The sequence below is a fragment of the Acidovorax sp. CF316 genome, from assembly GCF_000276605.1.
GTDB lineage: Bacteria > Pseudomonadota > Gammaproteobacteria > Burkholderiales > Burkholderiaceae_C > Acidovorax.
Genome location: NZ_AKJX01000054.1, coordinates 1 through 21,032 on the forward strand (window position 1 = coordinate 1; position 21,032 = coordinate 21,032).

General features: G+C 68.2%; 21 protein-coding genes. 6 read left to right on the forward strand and 15 right to left on the reverse strand.

What is annotated here, in order from left to right:
* Positions 1–216: 216 nt before the first annotated feature.
* The 11 genes from fusA to PMI14_RS05910 form a co-directional block, all read right to left on the reverse strand.
* Positions 217–2,319, reverse strand: a complete 2,103-nt coding sequence (fusA, locus tag PMI14_RS05860; protein ID WP_007851118.1) for an elongation factor G — start codon at positions 2,317–2,319, stop codon at positions 217–219.
* A 151-nt stretch (positions 2,320–2,470) separates the two neighbouring features.
* Positions 2,471–2,944: a 30S ribosomal protein S7 gene (rpsG, locus tag PMI14_RS05865; RefSeq protein WP_005798541.1), complete on the reverse strand. Its 474-nt coding sequence runs from the start codon at positions 2,942–2,944 to the stop codon at positions 2,471–2,473.
* A 163-nt stretch (positions 2,945–3,107) separates the two neighbouring features.
* Positions 3,108–3,485: a 30S ribosomal protein S12 gene (gene rpsL / locus PMI14_RS05870; RefSeq protein ID WP_007851137.1), complete on the reverse strand. Its 378-nt coding sequence runs from the start codon at positions 3,483–3,485 to the stop codon at positions 3,108–3,110.
* A 170-nt stretch (positions 3,486–3,655) separates the two neighbouring features.
* The gene (locus tag PMI14_RS05875) at positions 3,656–4,825 is read right to left on the reverse strand and encodes a D-alanyl-D-alanine carboxypeptidase family protein (RefSeq protein WP_007851142.1); all 1,170 of its coding nucleotides are present in this window, start codon (positions 4,823–4,825) and stop codon (positions 3,656–3,658) included.
* Between the two features lie 99 nt (positions 4,826–4,924).
* A complete protein-coding gene (locus PMI14_RS05880; RefSeq protein ID WP_007851144.1) occupies positions 4,925–5,569 on the reverse strand; it encodes an alpha/beta hydrolase in 645 nt (214 codons plus the stop codon).
* 91 nt (positions 5,570–5,660) lie between these two features.
* Positions 5,661–6,023: a ferredoxin gene (locus PMI14_RS05885; protein WP_007851146.1), complete on the reverse strand. Its 363-nt coding sequence runs from the start codon at positions 6,021–6,023 to the stop codon at positions 5,661–5,663.
* Positions 6,024–6,133: 110 nt separating this feature from the next.
* Positions 6,134–8,563, reverse strand: a complete 2,430-nt coding sequence (locus tag PMI14_RS05890; RefSeq protein ID WP_007851152.1) for a TonB-dependent receptor — start codon at positions 8,561–8,563, stop codon at positions 6,134–6,136.
* A 114-nt stretch (positions 8,564–8,677) separates the two neighbouring features.
* Positions 8,678–9,658: a FecR domain-containing protein gene (locus PMI14_RS05895; protein WP_007851154.1), complete on the reverse strand. Its 981-nt coding sequence runs from the start codon at positions 9,656–9,658 to the stop codon at positions 8,678–8,680.
* On the reverse strand, positions 9,655–10,164 hold the full coding sequence (locus tag PMI14_RS05900; RefSeq protein WP_007851156.1) for a sigma-70 family RNA polymerase sigma factor: 510 nt from the start codon (positions 10,162–10,164) through the stop codon (positions 9,655–9,657). The genes PMI14_RS05895 and PMI14_RS05900 overlap by 4 nt, the downstream gene beginning before the upstream one ends.
* Positions 10,165–10,346: 182 nt before the next feature.
* A complete protein-coding gene (locus PMI14_RS05905; protein ID WP_007851158.1) occupies positions 10,347–11,438 on the reverse strand; it encodes a VanZ family protein in 1,092 nt (363 codons plus the stop codon).
* Positions 11,439–11,458: 20 nt separating this feature from the next.
* Positions 11,459–11,887, reverse strand: a complete 429-nt coding sequence (locus tag PMI14_RS05910; protein ID WP_007851160.1) for a CopD family protein — start codon at positions 11,885–11,887, stop codon at positions 11,459–11,461.
* A gap of 283 nt (positions 11,888–12,170) precedes the next feature.
* On the opposite strand from PMI14_RS05910, the gene hemB reads away from it, so the two are divergent.
* Both hemB and PMI14_RS05920 read left to right on the forward strand, forming a co-directional pair.
* A complete protein-coding gene (gene hemB / locus PMI14_RS05915; protein WP_007851161.1) occupies positions 12,171–13,181 on the forward strand; it encodes a porphobilinogen synthase in 1,011 nt (336 codons plus the stop codon).
* 29 nt (positions 13,182–13,210) lie between these two features.
* Positions 13,211–14,329, forward strand: a complete 1,119-nt coding sequence (locus PMI14_RS05920; protein WP_007851167.1) for a magnesium transporter CorA family protein — start codon at positions 13,211–13,213, stop codon at positions 14,327–14,329.
* 41 nt (positions 14,330–14,370) lie between these two features.
* Here the strand turns inward: PMI14_RS05920 and PMI14_RS05925 are convergent, their stop codons facing one another.
* From PMI14_RS05925 to PMI14_RS05935, 3 genes are all read right to left on the reverse strand, one after another.
* On the reverse strand, positions 14,371–14,994 hold the full coding sequence (locus tag PMI14_RS05925) for a chalcone isomerase family protein (RefSeq protein ID WP_007851169.1): 624 nt from the start codon (positions 14,992–14,994) through the stop codon (positions 14,371–14,373).
* Positions 14,995–15,090: 96 nt separating this feature from the next.
* Entirely contained in the window at positions 15,091–15,993 is a 903-nt protein-coding gene (locus tag PMI14_RS05930) for a hypothetical protein (protein WP_007851171.1), read from the reverse strand.
* A 4-nt stretch (positions 15,994–15,997) separates the two neighbouring features.
* Positions 15,998–16,687 (reverse strand): dienelactone hydrolase family protein, encoded by a 690-nt coding sequence (locus tag PMI14_RS05935; protein WP_007851172.1) that lies wholly within the window; start codon positions 16,685–16,687, stop codon positions 15,998–16,000.
* Positions 16,688–16,798: 111 nt separating this feature from the next.
* Between PMI14_RS05935 and PMI14_RS05940 the strand changes: the two genes are divergently transcribed.
* From PMI14_RS05940 to creC, 4 genes are read left to right on the forward strand one after another with little or no spacing between them, the layout of a single operon-like run.
* Complete coding sequence (locus tag PMI14_RS05940; protein WP_007851174.1) at positions 16,799–17,545, forward strand: SDR family oxidoreductase; 747 nt, start codon at positions 16,799–16,801, stop codon at positions 17,543–17,545.
* Positions 17,546–17,551: 6 nt separating this feature from the next.
* Entirely contained in the window at positions 17,552–18,187 is a 636-nt protein-coding gene (locus tag PMI14_RS05945; RefSeq protein WP_007851175.1) for a MarC family protein, read from the forward strand.
* Positions 18,188–18,204: 17 nt separating this feature from the next.
* Positions 18,205–18,897, forward strand: coding sequence for a two-component system response regulator CreB (creB, locus tag PMI14_RS05950; protein WP_035202574.1), 693 nt, complete (start codon positions 18,205–18,207; stop codon positions 18,895–18,897).
* Positions 18,898–18,913: 16 nt separating this feature from the next.
* Positions 18,914–20,380, forward strand: coding sequence for a two-component system sensor histidine kinase CreC (creC, locus tag PMI14_RS05955; protein ID WP_007851180.1), 1,467 nt, complete (start codon positions 18,914–18,916; stop codon positions 20,378–20,380).
* Here creC and PMI14_RS05960 read toward each other — a convergent pair.
* Positions 20,377–20,919, reverse strand: coding sequence for a hypothetical protein (locus PMI14_RS05960; protein WP_007851183.1), 543 nt, complete (start codon positions 20,917–20,919; stop codon positions 20,377–20,379). The two genes, creC and PMI14_RS05960, sit on opposite strands and share 4 nt — an antisense overlap.
* Positions 20,920–21,032: the final 113 nt, after the last annotated feature.

The window sequence follows — 21,032 nt, forward strand, 5'->3', positions numbered from 1 at the left end:
GTGGGGCTTGGTCCGTTCGAATTTACCTTTTGCCATTTTCAATTCTCCAAAGAGCAATGCCTGTGTTGTGGTTTAACGTCTGCATCCGGTTGCTGGTTCGCCCTGCACAGGCAACGGGGCGGCACCGGATCGCAGACTGCAAAATCTTGCGAAAGAGGGTCGAGGCGGCCGCCGGCACCTGCATGCAGGCGCTGGCGGCAATCTCTTGCGGGCTGCTTACTTGGCGCGCGAAGCCATGATGGCTTCGGACACGTTGCGAGGCGCTTCGCTGTAGTGCTTGAATTCCATCGAGTACGTGGCGCGGCCTTGCGTTGCAGAGCGCAGCGAGGTCGAGTAGCCGAACATTTCCGACAGCGGCACTTCGGCGCGGATGGCCTTGCCACCGCCCGGGATGTCGTCCATGCCCTGGACCATGCCGCGGCGGGAGGACAGATCGCCCATCACCGTGCCGGCGTAGTCTTCAGGCGTTTCCACTTCCACGGCCATCATGGGTTCCAGGATGACCGGGTTGGCCTTGCGGCAGCCTTCCTTGAAGCCGAAGATGGCAGCCATCTTGAACGCCAGTTCGTTCGAGTCCACATCGTGGTACGAACCGAAGTGCAGCGTGACCTTGACGTCGACCACGGGGTAACCGGCCAGCACGCCTTGCGTGACGGCTTCGTTGATACCCTTTTCCACGGCCGGGATGAATTCGCGAGGAACCACACCGCCCTTGATGGCGTCGACGAACTCGATGCCCTTGCCGGCTTCGTTGGGTTCGATCTTGAGCACGACGTGACCGTACTGGCCCTTACCACCGGACTGGCGCACGAACTTGCCTTCGGCTTCTTCCACCGTCTTGCGGATGGTTTCGCGGTAGGCAACCTGGGGCTTGCCCACGTTGGCTTCCACGCCGAATTCACGCTTCATGCGGTCGACGATGATTTCCAGATGCAGCTCGCCCATGCCGGCGATCAGGGTCTGGCCCGATTCTTCGTCGGTCTTCACGCGGAAGGATGGATCTTCTGCAGCCAGGCGCTGCAGTGCGATGCCCATCTTTTCCTGGTCGGCCTTGGTCTTGGGTTCCACGGCCTGCGTGATCACAGGCTCGGGGAACACCATGCGCTCCAGAATGATCTGGGAGTCGATGTCGCTCAGCGTTTCACCGGTCGTCACGTCCTTCAGGCCCACGCAGGCAGCGATGTCGCCGGCGCGGATTTCTTCGACTTCCTGGCGCTCGTTGGCGTGCATCTGCACGATACGGCCGATACGTTCCTTCTTGCCCTTGATGGGGTTGTAGACGGTGTCGCCCTTGCTCAGAACGCCGGAGTACACGCGCACGAAGGTCAGCTGGCCCACGAACGGGTCGGTCATCAGCTTGAATGCCAGGGCCGAGAACTTTTCGCCGTCGTCCGCCTTGCGGGTGACTGGCTTTTCGTCTTCGTCGGTACCGGTCACGTCAGGAATGTCCGTCGGTGCTGGCAGGTAGTCGATCACGGCGTCGAGCATGCGCTGCACGCCCTTGTTCTTGAACGCGGTGCCGCACAGCATCGGGTGGATTTCCGTGGCGATGGTGCGTGTACGCAGGCCGAACTTGATTTCGGCTTCGGAGAGGTCGCCCTCTTCCAGGTACTTGTTCATCAGCTCTTCGGAGGCTTCGGCAGCGGCTTCCACCATCTTCTCGCGCCATTCCTTGGCGGATTCCACCAGGTCGGCCGGGATTTCTTCGTAGCTGAACTTCATGCCCTGCGAGGCTTCATCCCACAGGATGGCCTTCATCTTCAGCAGGTCGACCACGCCGGTGAACTTGTCTTCGGCGCCGATCGGGATCACCACGGGCACGGGGTTGGCCTTCAGGCGCAATTTCATCTGCTCGTAGACCTTGAAGAAGTTGGCACCGGTACGGTCCATCTTGTTCACGAAGGCCAGACGTGGCACCTTGTACTTGTTGGCCTGGCGCCAGACGGTTTCCGACTGGGGCTGCACGCCACCCACGGCGCAGTACACCATGCAGGCGCCGTCGAGCACGCGCATCGAACGTTCCACTTCGATCGTGAAGTCCACGTGACCGGGGGTGTCGATGATGTTGAAGCGGTGCTCTTCGTAAGAGTTGTCCATGCCCTTCCAGAAGCAGGTCGTGGCAGCCGAGGTGATCGTGATGCCGCGCTCTTGTTCCTGCTCCATCCAGTCCATGGTGGCAGCGCCGTCGTGCACTTCACCAATCTTGTGGCTCACGCCCGTGTAGAACAGGATACGTTCGGTGGTCGTGGTCTTGCCAGCGTCAATGTGGGCCGAGATACCGATATTGCGGTAGCGCTCGATGGGAGTCTTGCGAGCCATGGTGGATCCTTGGATGGGTCGTGTTATTCGGGGGAGGGGCCCAGCATTGTGGCGCTGCAACCCGTCAATTTTGTGACCGCCTCAATCGCCACAAGGCTGCAGGCAAAAATGCCGGCAGCCTTGCGCTTGGCGACGAGGGCAGTTCGTCGATTTAGAAGCGGAAGTGGCTGAATGCCTTGTTGGCTTCGGCCATGCGGTGAACTTCGTCACGCTTCTTCATGGCACCACCACGGCCTTCGGTGGCCTCCAGCAGCTCGTTGGCCAGACGCTGGGCCATCGACTTTTCGCCGCGCTTGCGGGCCGCTTCCTTGATCCAGCGCATGGACAGGGCCAGGCGACGGACAGGGCGCACTTCGACGGGCACCTGGTAGTTGGCACCGCCGACGCGGCGGGATTTCACTTCGACCATGGGCTTCACGTTGTTGATGGCAACGGTGAAGGCTTCCAGCGGGTCCTTGTCAGGGTGCTTCTTCTCGATCAGTTCCAGGGCACCGTAAATGATGCGCTCTGCAACAGCCTTCTTGCCGCCTTCCATGATCACGTTCATGAATTTGGACAGCTCTACATTGCCGAACTTGGGATCCGGCAGGATTTCACGTTTGGGGACTTCGCGACGACGTGGCATTTTTCACCTCATATTGCTTCAGTTGGCATCTTTTCAGACACCGCGAGATTCATTCAGAACCCCACTTACTCGACCCACACGGAACACTCCGCGCTTGGGGTCACTTCGTTTGACTGCGCCTGCCAGGCGAATCAAACACCGATGGAGACACAACCGCCAGGGCTTACTTGGCCTTTGGCTTCTTGGCACCGTACTTGGAGCGCGATTGCTTGCGGTCTTTCACGCCTTGCAAGTCGAGCGAGCCGCGCACGATGTGGTAACGCACACCGGGCAAGTCCTTGACACGACCGCCGCGAACCAGCACCACGCTGTGTTCCTGCAGGTTGTGGCCTTCGCCGCCGATGTAGGAAATGACTTCGAAGCCGTTGGTCAGGCGAACCTTAGCGACCTTGCGCAGAGCGGAGTTAGGCTTCTTTGGCGTCGTGGTGTACACACGGGTGCACACGCCGCGGCGCTGGGGAGAGTTCTCCATCGCAGGGCTCTTGGACTTGATCTTTTCGACCTCGCGCCCCTGACGGACTAGTTGATTGATGGTTGGCATGAATACGTCCCTAAACGTAAAAAACGAAAACGTGAAACCCTTCGGAATTTCCGAAAAGCCTTCTAATGTAGCAGCATGAGCCCCGACGGGCAAGCGGCACGCGGTGTTCCCGTGCAACCGGGTCGACCGTTCTTGCGCCTGCCCTGGCGTCTTGCTGCTTTTGGAAGCCCTTACTTGATCCAGAGGCGAATGGCGTCCCAGGCACGGCCCAGGATGCCGGCCTGCGCCACGCCGTCCAGCGCCACCAGGGGCACCTCGGCCAGCGTCTGCTCGCCCAGCACCACCTTCAGCGAACCCACGGCCTGGCCCTTGGTGAAAGGCGCCACCAGGGGATCGGGGCGGGCGATCTCGGTCTTGATCTTGCCGCCGCTGCCCGAAGGCACGGCCACCACGATGGCCTCGCTGCGGCCGAGCTTGAGGGTATTTTCCGTGCCCTTCCAGACGGCAGGGGTGGCCACCGGCTGGCCCGCGTCGAACAGCTTGACCGCCTCGAAGGCGGTATAGCCCCAGTTCAGCAGCTTCTGGCTTTCATTGGCACGGGCGTTCTCGCTGGCGGCGCCGAGCACGATGGACAGCAGGCGGCGCTGGCCCACGTTGGGGAAGTCGCGCTTGGACGTGGCCACCAGGCAGTAGCCGGCAGCGGCGGTGTGGCCGGTCTTGAGGCCATCCACCGTCGGGTCCCGGAACAGCAGCGAGTTGCGGTTGTTGCCGTTGGAAGCCGGCGTACCCGGGTAGCTGTACTGCTTGGTGGAGTAGTAGTGCATGTACTCCGGGAAGTCCTTCATGAGCCGGCTGGCCAGCACACCCAGGTCGCGCGCGGTGGTGGTATGGCCGGGCTCGGTCAGGCCCTCGGGGTTCTTGTAGGCGGTGTTCTTCATGCCCAGGGCCTTGGCCTGGTCGTTCATCAGCTTGACGAAGTTCTCGGCCGTGCCGCCCACGCCTTCGGCCAGCGCCATGGTGGCGTCGTTGCCCGACTGGACGATCATGCCCTTGATCAGGTCGTCCACCGGCACCTGCATCTTGGGGTCGATGAACATGCGCGACCCGGGCATCTTCCAGGCCAGCACGCTCACGGGCAGCTTCTGGTCCAGGGCAACTTTCTTGGCGCGCAGGGCGTCGAACACCAGGTAACCGGTCATCAGCTTGGTCAGCGAAGCCTGCTCCACGGGCACGTCGATGTCCTTGGCGGCCAGCACCTGACCGGCCGTGATGTCCAGCAGCAGGTAGTTGCGCGCGGCGATCTCGGGCGGCTGCGGGGCCTGCACCTGCGCCCACAGGGCGGCGGGCGCAAGCACCGCGGCGAGGAGGACGGAGCGCAGCGTGGGCAAGAGGGACTTCATGGAAACGGGCATTCGGGTGAGAGAAGAGGAGAGAAAACAGCAGAAAGCAGCGGGATAGCGGCGTGCGACCTGCGCGGCGCACCGGCTGGCCGTGGAGCGTCAGGCCCCGGCCAGCAGGTGGCGGGTCACCAGGTTTTTCAGAAGCGGCAATTGTCCGTGAAAGAAATGCCCCCCACCGGGGACGACTGTCACAGGGAGTATCTGGGGGCGTGCCCAGTCCATCACCGCCGCCAGGGGCACGGTGTCGTCCTGCTCGCCATGCACGACCAGGGTGCGCTCGTGCGCCTCGGGCGGCACCGGGGCCACGGTGAAGCGGCTGGCCGCCGTGCCCACCAGCACCACACGCTCGATGGCGCGCTCGCCCCACAGGCTGGCCAGCGCATGGCTGGTGACGAACGCGCCGAAGGAGAAGCCGGCCAGGGCCAGCGGCCCCTCGGGCGCCGCCTGGCGCACCACCTCCAGGAAGTCCTCGGCTTCGCCCCGGCCTTCGTCGTGCGTGCCGGCGCTGCCGCCCACGCCCCGGAAGTTGAAGCGCACAGCCGTCCAGCCGCTGTGCACGAAGGCCCGCGCCAGGGTCTGCACCACCTTGTTGTCCATGGTGCCGCCAAACAGCGGATGGGGGTGGGCGATGACGGCGATGCCGCGCGGTGCGGCAGCACCCTCGGACAGCACGGCGGCGTCGCGCACCGCCTCGATGGCGCCGACGGCGCCGGTCAGGGTCAGGCGTTCGGTCTGGGAATTCACGGAATTTGCTACCAGGTCAATAGCGGCCTGCACAAAAGGGACAAGGCAGGCAGCCTGAAATCAGGAGAGGCGACAGCGCTCTGAATGGAAATCAGCGCCCGAGTTCCGGCGGCGTCACCAGGCGTTCGACCACCTGGCCATTCTTGAGGTGGGACTCGACGATCTCGTCGATGTCGGCGTTGTCCACGAAGGTGTACCAGACCGCCTCGGGGTAGACCACGGCGATCGGCCCGCCCGCACAGCGGTCCAGGCAACCCGCCTTGTTCACACGCACCTTGCCGGCGCCGGACAGGCCGGCGGCCTTCACCTGCGACTTGCAGCGGTCGAAGGCCGCCTGCGCGCCATGGTGGGCGCAGCTGTCCTCACCGTTGGTGCGGTCGTTCAGGCAAAAGAAGATGTGGCGCTGGTAATAGCCCGGCTGTGCCGCCGGTGCCGTCGTGGAGGTGTCGGTCATGGCATCATTTTAGAAGCGGGCGTCGCGCCAGCCCGCACCCATAACCCCCACAGGGAGAAGCGGCCCCGCAAAAGGGCCGCGTCCCACAGACAGGAATCGAACCTGCGGGGTCAGAAATCGAAGCTGGCGGACACCTGCCAGGTGCGTGGCGGCGCCACCGCGATGAAGTTGCGCCCGGCAATCGTCCAGTAGGCCTTGTCCGCCAGGTTGGTGATGCCGGCCTGCAGGGTCATGGTCGTGCCGTCGCCCACCGCGGTCCGGTAGCGCACGCCCACGTCGATGCGGCTCCAGGCAGGCACGCGCTGGGTGTTGGCCAGGTCCACGAAGGCGCCGCCGGTGTGCAGGTAGCGCCCCGTGAGCGTGAGCCCCGGCACGGCCGGCAGGTCGCACTCGGCACCCAGGTTGGCCGTGATTTCAGGCACGCCGATGGCCTTCTTGCCATCGGCCGTGCCGCCCGCCGTGCGCGACATGCGCCCATCCGTCCAGGCCACGCCGCCCAGCAGGCGCAGGCCGCGCGCCACCTCGCCAAAGGTCTCCAGCTCCACACCCCGGTTGCGCTGCAGGCCGGCGGCGCGGAACACATTGCGGCCATCCACGAAGGCCGTGGCCCGGCGGATGTCGAAGTACGCGGCGGTGATGCCGTAGCTGCCCTGGTCCCACTTGAGCCCCAGTTCGTGCTGTTTGGACAGGTAGGGTTCCAGCTGCTCGCCCGCATTGGCCGAGCCGGCGGGCGCAATCGCGCCCTGGGCCAGCGATTCGGCATAGTTGCCATAGACCGAGAGCCCGCCCCCCAGCTTGTACAACGCCGCCAGCGTGGGCGTGACGCGCGACTGGCGGTACGGCGCCTTCTCGATGCGCTGGTGGCGCACGGCCGCCGTGAGCAGCAGGCGGTCGTCCAGCAACGCGACGGTGTCGGCCACGGCCAGGCTGTCCAGGTGCAGGGCCGGGCTGTCCACCCCAGGTACGCTGGGGATGCCGTTGGCAAACGGGTCGGGCACGACCAGCGGCTGGTAGATGTTGCTCACCACCGGCGCGGCCAGCGGCACGGAGATGGAGCGCAGGTTCTGCAGCTGCTGGCGCTGCAGCACCGTGCCCACGGCCAGCTTGTGGCGCGTGGCGCCCCACTGGAATTCGCCGCGCACGCCCAGGTCGGTGACCTGGTTGGCCTGGGTCCAGAGCAGGCTGGAGGCGCTGGTGTAGCGCACCCGGCCCGCGCCGTCGACCGTGGTCTGGTCCACGTACTGGCGCACCGGTGGCGCTTCGCGCAGGCGCCCATGGCGGGCATGGGCCGTCCAGCCGCTCGCGAAATCCCATTCTGCGCTGAGCAGGCCGTAGGTCTGGCGCAGGTCCATGGCTTCCCAGGAGGGCTTGGCGTGCACGTGCGGATCGGGCACTGCCGGCACGGCCGCACCGGCCTGCAGCAGCCAGTGGCCGAACAGCGGCGAGGACTCGCGCCGCGTGCTGCCCGCGTCCAGCACCACGCGCAGCCTGTCACCCCGGTAGTCCAGCGCCACCTGGGGTGCGATCAGCCGCCGCTGGGCGCCATCGTAGAGCTTGCCATCCTCGGCCGATAGGTTCAGGCGGGCACCGAACTGGTTGTCCACGCCAAAGCGCTGGCCGATGTCGGCATGTGCGCCCAGCAGCGACTTGTCGAGCGCCAGGATGGACACGGAGCGCACCGGCGCATCGGTGGCCCGCTTGGGCACCAGGTTGAAGCTGCCGCCCACCGTGGCGCCGTAGCCCGACGCCCCGACCAGCCCACCGGCCGGCCCCTTGAGCACCTCCAGCCGCTCATAGTGGCGCACAGGGATATTGCTGTACGCGAACAAGCCCTCCAGGCCATCGAACAGGTAGGCATCGCTGTTGGTCAGGAAGCCCCGGATGGAACTCTGGTCCAGCGGCGAGGTGGCCGACAGGCTGGTGCGGATGGACGGGTCGTTGGCGACCATGTCGTTGACGTTGCGCGCGCCCTGGTTGCGCACCAGTTCGCTGGTCCAGGCCTTGGTGCTGAACGGCGTCTCGAACACATCGCTGTTGCCCAGCATGCCGGTGCGGCTGCCGCGCGCCACCTGGCCGCCGGCGTAGGCGCTGGGCAGCTCGCCCGGCAGCTCCTGGCTGGCCGTCACGCGCACGGCCGGCAGCGTGGTGGTGGCGCCGTCGGCCCCGGCGGGCGCTGCGGGAGCCGCCGCCCGGCGCAGCGAATAACCGCCGCCGGGCTGCGCCAGGGCCTCCAGGCCCGTGCCAGCCAGCAGGCGCGCCAGCGCTGCACCCACCGGCCAGGCACCCGACAGGCCCGGCGTGGCCAGGCCGGCCACCAGCGCGGGCTCGTAGCTCAGGTTGACGCCCGCGGCACGCGCAAAGCGGTCGAGCCCGGCACCCAGCGGACCGGCCGGGATGGAGAAGCTGCGGCTCTCTGCGCTGGCGGGTGGGGCCGCGGCCGTGGCGGGCTGGGCAGCCGCTGGCAGGCTGGCCCATGCCAGCATGCAGGCCAGGGCAGCGGCGGTCGGGTGGGAGGGAAAACGGCGGTCGGTACGGGGCATGGCGGCGGCGGTTCCAGGACGGTGGAGGGACCCCGGGGCAGCTGCCCAGGGGAGGCTTTCACCAGGGAGGCCGCTCGAAACGCCCGATCCCCTCACTTTTTCGGGAAATATTTTTCAAGCCGGGGTCGATGGCCCCACCGAGACCCACAGCCGGGTGCGGTAGACCACCTCGACCGGCTGGGTCTGCAGCAGGAACTGCAGCGCCCGGTCGGTATCGCGCACGTGGTAGACGCCCGAGACGCGCAGGCCGGCCACGCGCTCGTCGCAGACGATGCGGCCGTGCCGGTAGCGCGCGAGCTCGGCCAGCAGGTCGGCCAGGCGCATGTCCTGCCCGGCCACCACGCCATCGGCCCAGCCGTCGGCATCGAAGCCCAGCGGCGGCGCCGGCTGGGCCCCCGTGGCGCCGAGCCACCAGGCATCGCCCGGCCTCGCCATGCGGGAGGCGGTGTCTTCGGCCGGGTGCATCTGCACGGCGCCTTCCTGCACGCTGATGCGCGCCCGGCCCGGTTCCAGCCGCACCACGAAGCGCGTGCCCAGCGCCTGCAGCGCACCGAACGGCGTCTGCACCCAGAACGGCCGCCTGGCCGGTGCACCCGCATCGGCGCCGGTGGTCACCAGGATCTCGCCGCGGTGCAGCCTCAGCGTGCGCAGTTCGGGGGACAGGGCCGAGGAGAGCGCCGTGTCGGTGTTGAGCACGACGGTGGTGCCATCGTCCAGGCGCAGCGTGCGCTGCTCACCCACGCCGGTGCTGGCATCGGCCAGCAGGCGCTGCCAGGGCGCATGTTCGCGCACCGTCCAGCCCGCGGCGACGGCCATGCCTGCCAGACCCAGCAGGCGCAGGCCCTGGCGGCGGCGCTGGCGCTGCGCCTCGGCGGCGTGCAGGGTGCCCAGGGCAAGCGTGGGCGGCACGGCGGCGAAGTCACCGCGCAGCGACTGCACACGCTCCCAGGCGCTGGCGTGGACCGGCGCGGCCTGCAGCCAGCGCTCAAAGGCTGCGCGGGCGCGCGGCGTGGGCGTGCTGAAGTCGAGCTTGACGGCCCAGGCGATGGCTTCGTCCACCACGCCCTGCGGCAGCGGGTCAACGCCGGTCTTCATGGGCCGAAACGCAGTGCATAACAGTGGCGCAGCGCCGTGGCCACATAGCGCTCGGCGGTGGCCAGCGAGACGCCCAGGCGCTTGGCGATCTGCGGGCAGGTCAGCCCCTCGAGCTGGGCCCAGAGGAAGGCCGTGCGCACGCGCGGCTTGAGCGCATCGAGCATGCGATCGATGGCGACCAGCGTTTCGAGCAGGACCAGCCGGTCTTCGGGCGATGGTGCCTCGGCCTCGGGCAGATGGGCCAGGGTGTCCCGCCAGGCCTGCTCCAGCGCCCGGCGGCGCCAGTGGTCGGCCACCAGGCCACGCGCGATAGTGCCCAGGTAGGCGCGCGGCTCACGCGGGGTCTCCAGCGTCTCGCGTGCCAGCAGGCGCATGAACACGTCCTGCGCCAGGTCGGCGGCATCGCAGCTGTTGCCCAGTTGGCGGCGCAGCCAGCCATGCAGCCAGCCGTGGTGGTGGCGGTAGAGCGTGTGGATCTGCTGCAGGGCGGGCTCGGCAGCCGGCATGGGAACCTCTTTTCAGGGGTGCCCGGCACCCGATTTTTAAATGCGAATAATTATCATTGTAGGATTGATGGGCTGCGTTTCGCAATCCGGGGCCAGGCGATGGCGCGCCAGCAACAGCGCTTCGGCCTTTCTTGCGCTTGGCCTGGTGCGGCCAGATCAGATCCGCAGGCGATCGCAGTCGGCTAGGTGTCGCGCCGGGCGACGCGCACCACGACGTAGGCCAGCGCCGCATAGGGCCAGACCCAGCCCAGCCACTGGCCCAGCCCGTAGAAGCGGATGAAGCGCCCCTGCTCCCAGGCCTGCAGCGTCTGGGCAAAGTAGGCGCTGGTGGGGGCCTGGTTGAGCAGGCCCAGGTGCCACACCAGCACCAGCAGCAGCACGGCGGCGCAGGCACGCCGGGGCAGCGCCAGCAGCAGCACCGCGAGCGCCAGTGCGCCCCACACGCCCACGCGCACGGGCAGGCCCATCCACTCCCAGGCATGGGCGGGGCCCCAGCTCAGCGCCGCCGACAGGGCCGTGAGCACCACGCCCACCACCACCACGGCCAGGGCGAACAGGGCCCGGCGCCCCATCTCGCGGATGATGCAGTAGCCCAGCAGGCAGGGAATCAGCAGACCCAGCGTCACGCACAGCAGCTCGCCACCGGGAGACAGGGGGTCGAGCGCGGTGTCGCGCATGGGCAGCCAGTCGAGGAACGGGGTGTCGGCCAGGATCTCGACCAGGGCCCCTTCCAGCCGCTCGAGCACCTGCCCCAGGCCGAACGGCAGGGCCGCCGGGAACAGCAGGGCCAGGGGCCACAGCGCCAGCAGCACCAGGGCGCCATGCGCATCCTGCACGAACCAGCGGTTGCGAAAGTCGCTCCAGCGGTCGATGGCCCCCAGGCGTTCCAGCGCCGCGGCCGTGAGCGCCCCGGCCAGTGTGCCCGCCGAGTTGAGCAGCAGGTCCATGTTGGAGGGCACGCGCCGGGGCAGGTAGATCTGCAGGAACTCCAGGCTCAGCGACAGCAGCACGCCGGCCAGCGTGGCCAGCACCCATGCGCCCCAGCGCCAGCGCATGCGCAGCAGCGCCAGCGCCAGCAGAAAACCCAGCGGGGCATAGCCCACCAGGTTGGAGGTGACGTCAAAGCCCGTCCAGTAGGGCGGCGGAATCGGCGAGGCCAGGAACACCCAGGGGTCGATGCCCTGCGCACGCCAGCCGTCGAACGGGAACAGGCTGGCAAAGACGATCAGCGCCGCGTAGATCAGCGCCAGGGGACCTGCGGAGCTCTTGTACACGGGGTGGCGTGCCTCGGGGGTCAGAAGGGCTTGACCACCACCAGCACCACCGCAGTCACAAGCAGCAGCACCGGCACCTCATTGAACCAGCGGAACCACCGGTGGCTGCGGCGGCTCGTGCCATCGGCCAGCTTGCGCAGCAGCACGCCGCAGGCATGGTGGTAGCCGATCACCAGCACCACCACGGCGAGCTTGGCATGCATCCAGCCATTGCCCGGCCCCCGGCCGATGCCATAGCCCATCCACAGCCACAGGCCCAGGGCCAGCGCCGGCACGGCCAGCAAGGTGGTGAAGCGCAGCAGCTTGCGCGCCATGAGGATCAGGCGCTCGCGCTCGGCCACCGAGCCCGGCGCCACCATGGCCAGGTTGACGAAGATGCGCGGCAGGTAGAACAGGCCGGCGAACCAGCTGGCGATGAAGACGATGTGGAAGGCTTTGACCCAGAGCATGGCGGCAGTTTAAGGGAACGCTGAACCCGCGCTGGCGATGCACAGCCAGGGCGGGCAAGGTGGACGGTGCCGCAAAAAAAAGCCCGGCAAAAGCTGCCGGGCTTCGAAAGCCCTGCCTGCATTGCGGCAGCCCAGAGCCCCGCTCAGGGAGGAAAAGCGGGGGGCAGCAAGCTGCCCGGAACCAATTTAGCACCAGCCCGCGGGGCATACAAGCAGGGTTTGACACGTGCGCAAGACCCCCTGCTGCAGCCCCGGTACCAGCGCATGAGGCACAATTTTCCCCATGCACCTCCCAAGCCCCGCCCCCTTCCCGCAGAACCGCCCGCGCCGCCTGCGCCGCGATGCCTTCACCCGCAACCTGGTGCGCGAGCACCGCGTGACCCCGCACGACCTGATCTACCCCGTGTTCGTGCACGAGGGCGAAGGCCGGCGCGAGGCCGTGGTCTCCATGCCCGGTGTGGACCGGCTGAGCCTGGACCTGCTGCTGCCCGTGGCGGAAGACTGCGTGCAGCTCGGTATCCCGGTGCTGGCCCTGTTCCCGGCCATCGACCCGTCCCTGAAGACGCCCGATGGCAAGGAGGCCCTGAACCCCAACGGCCTGATCCCGCGCGTGGTGCGTGCCCTGAAGAAGGAATTCCCGGCCCTGGGCGTGATGACCGACGTGGCGCTGGACCCCTACACCAGCCACGGCCAGGACGGCGTGCTCGACGACACGGGCTACATCATCAACGACGACACGGTGGAGATCCTCACCGGTCAGGCGCTCACGCACGCCGAGGCGGGCGTGGACATCGTCGCCCCCAGCGACATGATGGATGGGCGCATCGGCGCCATCCGCGAGGCGCTGGAAATGCAGGGCCACATCCACACGCGCATCATGGCCTACAGCGCCAAGTACGCGAGCGCTTTCTACGGCCCCTTCCGCGATGCGGTGGGCACGCGCGGCGCACTGGGCAAGGCCGACAAGAACGTCTACCAGATGGACCCCGGCAACACCGACGAGGCGCTGCGCGAGGTGGCCCTCGATATCGCCGAGGGTGCGGACATGGTGATGGTCAAGCCCGGCATGCCCTACCTGGACGTGGTGCGCCGCGTGAAGGACGAGTTCCGCGTGCCCACCTTTGCCTACCAGGTGAGCGGCGAGTACGCCATGCTCAAGGCCGCGGCCGCCAACGGCTGGCTCGACCACGACGCGGTGATGATGGAAAGCCTGCTGGCCTTCAAGCGCGCGGGCGCCGATGGCGTGCTGACCTACTTCGCGCGCGATGCGGCACGCCTGCTCCTGAACCGATAGCACCCGACGTGTCCGATCTGCCAGCTTCCATGCGCATCTTCCATATCCAGAGCAGCGGGGCGCAGGAGCTCGACGCCATCCCTGCAGAGCCGCCGGCCCAGGGCTATGTCTGGATCGCCTGCGCACGGCCGGTCTTCCAGGCCCAGTTGGCCGAGGTGCAGGCCGCCCTGCTGCGGCTGACCGGGCTGCAGCTGGTGGACCTGCACGTGGCCGACCTGCTCAACGTGCAACTGCCCTCGCACTACGACTACACCTCGCAGTACGACCTGCTGGTGTTCCGCCGCCTGACCACGGCCCCCACGGGCGAGGATGCCGTGGCCCCGCCCACCCCACCCCGGCGCGGCGGCCCGCCGGTGCTGCGGCGCATCGACACCAGCGCGGTGGGCTTTGCCGTGTTCGACAATGTGCTGCTCACCGTACACCCGGGCGACTGCAGCGTGCGCGACGCCTATGCGGCGCGCCTGCTGGCGCCCGCGCCCAGCGACCCGCGCGAGGGCCGCGCCAATCCCACGGCTTCGGGGCTGCGCAAGCCCACTTCGCCCGCCGACCTGATGCTGCGGGTGGTGAACCTCATGGTCGATGGCTACCTGGACCTGCGCCGCGAAATCGCGCGCCAGCTGGAGCACTGGCAGACCGAGCTGCTCCGGCCCCGCGCACGCTACGTCAACTGGAGCTCGCTGCTGGAAGCGCGCCTGTCGCTGCATGCCCTGGACGAAATCTGCGAAGACCAGCACACGGCCGTGCAGGACTGGATCGATGCGCTGGAGACCTGGGCCGTGCCCGAGTCCCCCACGGGCCTGCGCGACCTGGACCTGCTCAAAGTGCGCAGCCGCGACGTGCTCGAGCACATCGAGCGCGTGGTGCACCACGTGCGCCGCATGGAGCAGAACACCGAGACCGCGGTGCAGATGCATTTCTCGGTGCAGGGCAACCGCACCAACGACATCATGCGCACGCTGACGGCGCTCACGGCCGTGTTCCTGCCGCTGAACCTGATCGCCGGCATCTTCGGCATGAACTTCGAATTCATCCCGCTGATCCACAAGCAGGACGGTTTCTGGTGGGCCATGGGCTCCATGATCACCATTGCGGTGGTGCTGGTGGCGGTCTTCTGGCGCAAGCGCTACCTGGCCCGTACAGGCTCCTGACGGCCGACGGCCCTGCATCCCCCGCCTTCGCAGGGGGCAGGTCAGTTGGCGCCGGATGCCAGCAAGGCGTCCTTGAGCTGGTTGTCCACCGGTGAGGCCCCCAGCCAGATGCGCAGCACCATGCCGAAATACTCGGCATCGCCGACGGGCGCACCCTGCGGCTGGCCCTGGATGAAGAAGGTGGTGCCCTTGCCCGGCACGAATTCCATCGCGAAGGTATCGCCCGAGGCCAGCTTGGTACGGCCCGAGAAGACTTCGACCAGGCGGTTGCTCGACGGCGTGTGGCGCCGGATCTGGTCCGGCGTGGCGTTGGCAGACAGGCCCTTGATGAACGACAGCCCCAGGTCCGTGCCCGGGATGTCGCGCTGGGCGACGAACTGCAGGCGCACCGGCCCGCTGGTGGCGGCCAGCGCCTCGTCGGCCGTGCGCACCTTCTTGGGCAGGTACAGCGCCATGTCGTAGACCTTGAACACGGCGCGGTAGCGCGTGCCCGCGCCCTGCAGCACCAAGGGCGTGCCCTGCACGTTCTGGGTTGGCTCGAAGGCCGTGGCCGCGATGGCAGGCGCCACGAAACCCAGGCTGGCGGCCGCCAGGGCCAGTGCGCAGGCGCTGCGGGCCACGGGACGGTGGCCAAAATGGAAGGAAAGGGTTGTTGTGTTTTTCAAGGGCTTGTCTCCGCAATGCAGGCCGGCATGCCAGGGGAACCCCCTGGCCGCGCCGCACCTGCGCGGAAATCATAGGCCAGAGCGCGCCACGGGGCTCTATTTGCTTGGCACGGGAATGCCGAACAAAGCCGCGCTGTTGCCAAAAGCCACACCCTGCGCCACCGCGGGCGGCAGGCCGCCCAGCCAGCTGCGGTAGCCCTTCATGAGCCCCTCGTAGTGCTGCCAGCGCTGGTTGACCCAGGTGTCCGAGCCGATCACGAAGCGCGTGGGGTACTTGAGCAGCAGCGCGCGCCAGGCCGGGCACAGCTGCTCGTTGTCGCAGACCAGGCCCGGGCGGTAGGACAGCTCTCCCACCAGGCCCGGGTAACGCGCCATGAGCGCGTCCACCCGCTCCACCGGTGCGCCGCCGATGCCCGTGTGCGCCCAGATCAGCCGTACCTTCTGCCCCTTGGAAGGGGTGTTGGCCATCAGCAGGTCGATGGCGGCATCGTCCACATGGGCCAGCACCACCAGGTCGCGCTGCTCGGCCAGTGCCATGAGCTTCTTCGCCACCGGGCCGTCGGCATTGGCGCTGTCGTACAGGTGGAACTCGCCGATGCCCTTGTAGGGGCCCGAGGCCGTGCCCTTGGCCAGTTCGGCCTGCACCATCTCGTAGATGGTTTCGTCGCGGAACCAGTTGCTGTAGTCCTCGCGGTTGCGGTACAGCCGCACGAAAGGCACGACGGTGATGCCGGCATCGCGCACCTCCCTGGAGGCTGCCAGCGCCAGCGAACCCGTGTTGGGCCGCGAGTTGGCGACGATGGCGCGCACGCCCGAGGCCTTCATGCGTGCGATCACGTCGGCCGGCGGGTGCGGGCCGTTCTGGCCGTTCCAGGCCTCTTCGTTGTAGTGCAGGTGCGCGTCGAACAGCGGGCCGGTGTAGTCGGCGGCCTGCGCGGCGCCCGCTGCGCAGGCCGCTGCCAGCAGCCAACCCCCCAGCCCTTGGAAGCGTCGGGCCATGGCGTCAGCCCAGGTGCTTGTCGAAGAAGGCCAGCGTGCGGTCGCGCGCAGCCAGGGCCGAGGCTTCGTCGTAGCTGCCGCGCTGGTCGCAGTTGAAGCCGTGGTCGGCCTCGTAGATATGCACCTCCACCTCGGGGTGGGCGCGCGCGAAGGCCTGCACGCCATCCACCGGGATGTGCTTGTCGCGCTGGCCGAAGTGGGCGAGCACGGGCACCTGGGGCTGGCGCGCGGTCTCGGCCTCGGTGGTGATGCCGCCACCGTAGTAGGGCACGGCGGCCGACAGGCCCTGGAGCAGGCAGGCCGAGCGCCAGGTCAACAGGCCGCCCCAGCAAAAGCCCACGATACCGACCTTGCGGCCAGAGCGCTCAGCCGCATAGTCGATGGCGGCCTGGATGTCGGGCAGCACGCCGGGGGCGGGCAGGCCTTCCACCGCGGCCTTGAGGGCGGCGCCGGCAGACACATCCTCTGCGGTGTAGCCCAGCTCCACGCCCGGCTCCACGCGGTGGAACGTGGCCGGCGCCACGGCCAGGTAGCCGCGCGCGGCCAGGCGGTCGGCGATGGCGCGGATGTGTGAATTGACCCCGAAGATCTCCTGCAGCACCACCACGGCGCCGCGCGGCGCGGTGTCGGGCTCGGCCACCCAGGCGGGAAAGACAAAACCATCGGCGGACTTCAGATCGACAAATTGACCCATGCTGCAACTCCTTGAAGACAAAACCGGACAAAGGGAAAAGAGGGGGCGAACCCGGGCCCGCAAAGGCCCTGGGGAATGCTGTAATGCCCCATTCTTGCAGGAGACGCCGATTTGGACAAAGTTGCATTGATCACTGGGGGCAGCCGGGGCATCGGCGCCGCCACTGCCCTGCTGGCCGCCGGCCAGGGCTGGGCCGTGGCCGTGAACTACCAGGCCAACGAAGCGGCGGCCCATGCCGTGGTGGCACAGATCCGCGCGCAGGGCGGCCGCGCCATTGCGGTGCAAGGCGACGTGGCCCACGAGGAGCAGGTGCTGGCCATGTTCGCCGCCGTGGATGCGCAACTGGGCCGCCTCGGCGCGCTGGTGAACAACGCGGGCGTGGTGGACGTGACCCAGCGCGTGGACGAGATGAGCGTGGCGCGCCTGCGCCGCATGTTCGAGACCAATGTCATCGGCAGCATCGTCTGCGCCCGCGAGGCAGTGCGCCGCATGAGCACGCGCCATGGCGGTACGGGCGGCTCCATCGTCAATGTGTCGAGCGCCGCGTCGCGCCTGGGCTCGGCCCACCAGTACGTGGACTATGCGGCCAGCAAGGGCGCCATCGACAGCTTCACCCTGGGCCTGGCGCGCGAGGTGGCGGCCGAGGGCATCCGCGTGAACGCCGTGCGGCCCGGGCTGATCGAGACCGACATCCACGCCAGCGGTGGCCTGCCCGAGCGCGTGCGCGACCTGGCGCACCAGGTGCCCATGCAGCGCGGCGGCACCGCCCAGGAGGTGGCGCAGGCCATCGTGTGGCTGATGTCGGACGCCTCGCCCTACACGACCATGTCACTGTTGGATGTCTCTGGAGGAAGGTAGAACCGTATGGATCTGAAACCACTCATCACGCTGCTGGCCATCGTGAACCCACTGGCCATCGTGCCCTTCTTCATCCACTACACCCAGGGCTTCTCGGCCGCGCAGCGGCGCGCCACCATCCGCACCGCGGCACTGGCCTCGTTCTGCGTGATCGCGGCCTGTGCACTGCTGGGCTTGCAGATCCTGGAGTTCTTCAACATCTCGCTGCAGAGCTTCCAGGTGGGCGGCGGCATGCTGCTGTTGATCAGCGCGATGAACATGCTCAACGCCCAGCCGGCCGAGGCCAAGCCCATGACCAATGAGCTGGAGGAAGGCGTGGAGAAGGCGGCGGCGGGCTCCAGCATCGCCGTGGTCCCGCTGACCATTCCGCTGCTGACCGGGCCGGCCAGCATGTCCACCGTGGTGATCTATGCCGACCGCGCCCAGACCATCTGGCAGCAGGTGGCGCTGGTGGGCTACGGCGTGGTGATCGCCCTGGCCACGGCCGTGTGCTTCTCGCTGGCCGACCCGATCGCGCGCGTGCTGGGCAAGACCGGCATCAACGTGATGACGCGGCTCATGGGCCTGATCCTCGCAGCGCTGGCCGTGGAGGTGATGGCCGACGGTCTGGGCAAGCTGTTCCCGGTGCTGGTGGCGCGTTGAGCTTCCCCGCACGCACCCTGCCGGCGCGCCTGCTGCTGCTGGAGGACGACCCGGCGATTGCGCGCACCGTGGCCTATGCGCTGGAGCGCGAAGGCCTGGCGGTGGCGCACAGCGTGCTGGTGCACGACGCACGCGAGCAGCTCGCGCACTCTTCCTTCGACCTGCTGGTGCTGGACGTGGGCCTGCCCGATGGCAGCGGCCTGGACCTGCTGCGCGAGCTGCGCGGCACCGCGACCACGGCCGCCCTGCCCGTGCTCGTGCTCAGTGCCCACGGCGAGGAGATCGACCGCGTGCTGGGACTGGAGCTGGGTGCCGACGACTACCTGGCCAAGCCCTTCAGCCCGCGCGAGCTGGCCGCCCGCGTGAAAGCCCTGCTGCGCCGCGCGGGTACCCAGGCGGTTGCCGTCGCCGCTGCGGCCCCTGCCCCGCTGTTCCACGTCGACGAGGCCGGCCAGCGCATCAGCCTGCGCGGCCAGCCGTTGGCGCTGACGCGGCGCGAGTACCGCCTGCTGTCCTGCCTGCTGCGCGGCGCGGGCCGCATCCACTCGCGCGACGCGCTGCTCAACGCCGCCTGGGGCGACGACAGCGAGAGCACGGACCGCACGGTGGACACGCACATCAAGACCCTGCGCGCCAAGCTGCGCGATGTCGATGCCGGCCGCGAGTACATCAGCACCCACCGCGGCATGGGCTACTGCCTGGATCTGTAGACAAGGACTGCCGCCTATGCGCCTGGGCATCCGCCTGCTGTTCGCCTTCTTCCTGATCAACGGCATCGCCGCGTTCTTCGTGCTGCGCGTGTTCACCGCCGAGATCAAGCCCAGCGTGCGCGAGGTGATGGAAGACATGATGGTGGACACGGCCAACATCCTGGCCGAGCTGGCCAGCGACGACCTGGTAGCAGGACGGCTGGAGGGTGGCGCGGTGGACAGCGCCTTTGCCCGGCATGTGCGCATCTACGCCACGCGGCCCATCGATGCGGCTATCTGGGGTTTTTCCAAGCAGTCGCTGGACTACCGGATCTATGTGACGGACGCCGCGGGCCGGGTGCTGTTCGACTCGGAGAACCGTGCCGTGGGCGCCGACTATTCGCAGTGGCGCGATGTGGCGCGCACGCTGCGCGGCGAGTACGGCGCGCGCTCCACCCGCGACGTGCCGGACGACGATGCCAGCGGCGTGATGCATGTGGCGGCCCCCATCTATGCGCCGGGCCACAGCGCCGGCGAGCGCCGCATCGTCGGCGTGCTCACCGTGGCCAAGCCCACGCGCACGGTGCAGCGCTTCATCGACCGGGCCGAAAACAAGGTGCTGGCCAGCGGGGTTTTGCTGCTGGCCCTGTCGGCCGCCGTGGGCGTGGCCGTGACGCTGTGGATGGTGTGGAACGTGCGCCGCCTGCGCGACTACGCCCTCAGCGTGCAGGGCCCGGCGGCCGGCGACCACGACAGCCCCCCCACCACGGCCCTGGCAGTGCCCGAGGTGCCCGGCGAACTGGGCGACCTGGCCCGTGCCATGGACCGTATGCGCGCCCGGCTCGAGGGCCGCGACTACATCGAAGGCTATGTGCGCGCCCTCACCCACGAGCTCAAGAGCCCCGTGGCCGCCATCCGCGGTGCAGGCGAGCTGCTGCAGGACGAGCTGCCGGCGGCCGACCGCGCCGAGTTCGCGACCCAGGTGGTGCAGCAGAGCGAGCGCCTGCAGCGCATCATCGACCGCCTGCTGGAGCTGAGCAAGCTGGAGCAGCGCCACCATGCCGACGCCCAGGCCCCCGTGGCGCTGCAGGACTGCGCGGGCGCTGCCGTGGCACAGACCCAGGGGCGCGCGGGCCAGCGCGGCATCAGCCTGGCCATCACCGGGATCGGTGCCAGCGGGCCGTGGGAATCGGAACTGGTGACCCTGGCCCTGACCAACCTGCTGGACAACGCCATCGATTTCGCCCCCGCCGGCAGCACGGTGCGCGTGGAACTGGCGGGCACCACCGTGGCCGTGCAGGACAGCGGACCCGGCGTGCCCGACTACGCCCTGCCCCGGCTTGGCGAGCGCTTCTTCACCACCGCCCGGCCCGACGGCGCGCGCAGCGGCTCCGGCCTGGGCCTGGCCATCGTGCGGCGAGTGATGGCGCTGCACGGCGGGCAGATGGTGGTGCGCAACACGGCGCCGGGGCTGCGGGTGGAGCTGGAGTTTCGGGGCGCCTAATTCGCAACGGCCAACCGAGGCTGGGCATTCAGGAAGTGCACCAGGTCACCCACTGTGGTGACCTTGCCGTAGAACGGGTTGCCTTGGGTGCATGAAAGCTCACGGCCCGCGCGCTGGGCGATGTCCGGCACCAGCGACAGGTCCAGGTCGTCGGCATCCAGGCGCAGGTCCTTCTGGAGCCGGTCCGTCACCCGCACCGGCAACCGCATCCCCTGCAGCGCCAGTCCGGCCTGAAGTTCTTCGTACACAGCACGCACCACCCAGGTATCCACGCTGCGGCAGTCGAAGGACCGGGCGAACTGGCAGATCGACTCGCCCGCGCGCGCTCGCATCAGCCGCGCGAAGTGCTTTTCGTTCAGCCAGCCGGCGACGGTGACCAGGCCCCACAGCACGATGGCCGAAGCGCACACCGCAAGGAGATGGGTCCAAAGAACCCAGAGCAAGGCGCACGCGACAGCCGCCGCGAGGAGGCGGCCGGCCCACCGCCATGGTGGGGGCTGGCGCGAAACAGGGGGCATGAAGCGGGAAGCGCGGCGCATGGCAATCTCTCCGGTACGCCATCCTGGGGCTGGCATCGGGGCCATTTTGCCATCGCACCGGCACTTCACACAGCCCTCACAAACTTCATTGCCCCCTCACACCCGCCGCCAAC

Coding starts and splice junctions, on each gene's coding strand:
- fusA (WP_007851118.1), bottom strand. CDS start 2,319: ATGGCTCGCAAGACTCCCATCGAGCGCTACCGCAATATCGGTATCTCG.
- rpsG (WP_005798541.1), bottom strand. CDS start 2,944: ATGCCACGTCGTCGCGAAGTCCCCAAACGTGAAATCCTGCCGGATCCC.
- rpsL (WP_007851137.1), bottom strand. CDS start 3,485: ATGCCAACCATCAATCAACTAGTCCGTCAGGGGCGCGAGGTCGAAAAG.
- PMI14_RS05875 (WP_007851142.1), bottom strand. CDS start 4,825: ATGAAGTCCCTCTTGCCCACGCTGCGCTCCGTCCTCCTCGCCGCGGTG.
- PMI14_RS05885 (WP_007851146.1), bottom strand. CDS start 6,023: ATGACCGACACCTCCACGACGGCACCGGCGGCACAGCCGGGCTATTAC.
- PMI14_RS05890 (WP_007851152.1), bottom strand. CDS start 8,563: ATGCCCCGTACCGACCGCCGTTTTCCCTCCCACCCGACCGCCGCTGCC.
- PMI14_RS05895 (WP_007851154.1), bottom strand. CDS start 9,658: ATGAAGACCGGCGTTGACCCGCTGCCGCAGGGCGTGGTGGACGAAGCC.
- PMI14_RS05900 (WP_007851156.1), bottom strand. CDS start 10,164: ATGCCGGCTGCCGAGCCCGCCCTGCAGCAGATCCACACGCTCTACCGC.
- PMI14_RS05910 (WP_007851160.1), bottom strand. CDS start 11,887: ATGCTCTGGGTCAAAGCCTTCCACATCGTCTTCATCGCCAGCTGGTTC.
- hemB (WP_007851161.1), top strand. CDS start 12,171: ATGCACCTCCCAAGCCCCGCCCCCTTCCCGCAGAACCGCCCGCGCCGC.
- PMI14_RS05920 (WP_007851167.1), top strand. CDS start 13,211: ATGCGCATCTTCCATATCCAGAGCAGCGGGGCGCAGGAGCTCGACGCC.
- PMI14_RS05930 (WP_007851171.1), bottom strand. CDS start 15,993: ATGGCCCGACGCTTCCAAGGGCTGGGGGGTTGGCTGCTGGCAGCGGCC.
- PMI14_RS05935 (WP_007851172.1), bottom strand. CDS start 16,687: ATGGGTCAATTTGTCGATCTGAAGTCCGCCGATGGTTTTGTCTTTCCC.
- PMI14_RS05945 (WP_007851175.1), top strand. CDS start 17,552: ATGGATCTGAAACCACTCATCACGCTGCTGGCCATCGTGAACCCACTG.
- creC (WP_007851180.1), top strand. CDS start 18,914: ATGCGCCTGGGCATCCGCCTGCTGTTCGCCTTCTTCCTGATCAACGGC.
- PMI14_RS05960 (WP_007851183.1), bottom strand. CDS start 20,919: ATGCGCCGCGCTTCCCGCTTCATGCCCCCTGTTTCGCGCCAGCCCCCA.